The sequence below is a fragment of the Rubidibacter lacunae KORDI 51-2 genome, from assembly GCF_000473895.1.
Lineage (GTDB): Bacteria > Cyanobacteriota > Cyanobacteriia > Cyanobacteriales > Rubidibacteraceae > Rubidibacter > Rubidibacter lacunae.
Genome location: NZ_ASSJ01000094.1, coordinates 1 through 1,019, shown reverse-complemented (window position 1 = coordinate 1,019; position 1,019 = coordinate 1). Strand labels below are relative to the sequence as shown.

Below are 1,019 nucleotides of genomic sequence, written 5' to 3'. Positions count from 1 at the left end.
TCAGGCGCATCTGCTTGAGCAGCACCGTCAGGCTCTGGAACGGGGTCGGGGTCGGCGGCGTTCCCTCCCGAGGAGAGGAGTTGGTCATAACTGTGCAGGGAATGTTGTTCGACTTGGAGCGCCGGCACCGAGGCGAGGTGCTGGGATTGGAATTGGACCTGCAGGCGCTGCGGCGTGAGGCTGCCAGCGGCTAATTCCCGTTCCAAGTAATCGGCAACCCGGTCTTCGCCGTGGGTCGCTGCTTGGTAAAGCGCTTCCACCATCAAGCGGGCCGCCCGGTCGCGCTCGTAGTCGGTTTTGAGCTGATTCCAGAGCTGGCGATAGCGCTCGTTGGGTAACAGCTCCTTTTGCCAGGTGCAGTAGAGCAACGCTCGCGGTTTCCGGCGCAACCCCTCGATGACGTGGCGATAGTCAATGCAGCGTCCCCGACGTTTCCCGTTCCCCTGGACGCGCATCCGGGTGAGGGCGAAGACTTGGGTTTGACCCCAGAAGCCCAGAATGCGGTCGTGGTAGAGGTGCAGCTCGACCCGCTGACCGATGAGCCGGGACGGGACGGTGTAAAGGATGCAGCGCACTTCGATGGTGCTGTGGCGGCTGACCCGCGCCGTCAGGATTTCGTAGTCCGGCACCCGGTATTTGGGCAGGGGCTGCAGTGCCGCTCTCTCCGCGGCAAACTTGTCCGCGTGTTGGCGGTTCAACCCCTCTGCTGCCGCCGCCACTACTGCCTGATAGGCCTCCACGCTCGGGAAATCGGCACTGCCGCGCAGGTAGATGGCTTGTTCGATACGGTTTTTCAAATGTCCGTGGGGAGACTCTATCGCGCCGTTCTCGTGCGTCACGCCCCGATTGTTGCGCGTCGGTTCCATGCGGTAGTGGTCGCACAGGGCGTCGTACAGCTGCGTCAAGGGCTTTTGACGTTTGCCACCCAGATTGCGATAGGCGGCGCTCAGACTGTCGGTGCGGTGCTGTTTGGGACTCCCTCCCGAGGCATGCAAGGCGTTTTGCAGTCCTTCCGCTAA

General features: G+C 62.5%; 1 protein-coding gene. It reads right to left on the bottom strand.

Annotation, left to right across the window (positions count from 1 at the left end):
* A partial coding sequence (locus tag KR51_RS16855; protein ID WP_022609368.1) for a Mu transposase domain-containing protein occupies positions 1 to 1,019 on the bottom strand: 1,019 nt, incomplete at both ends.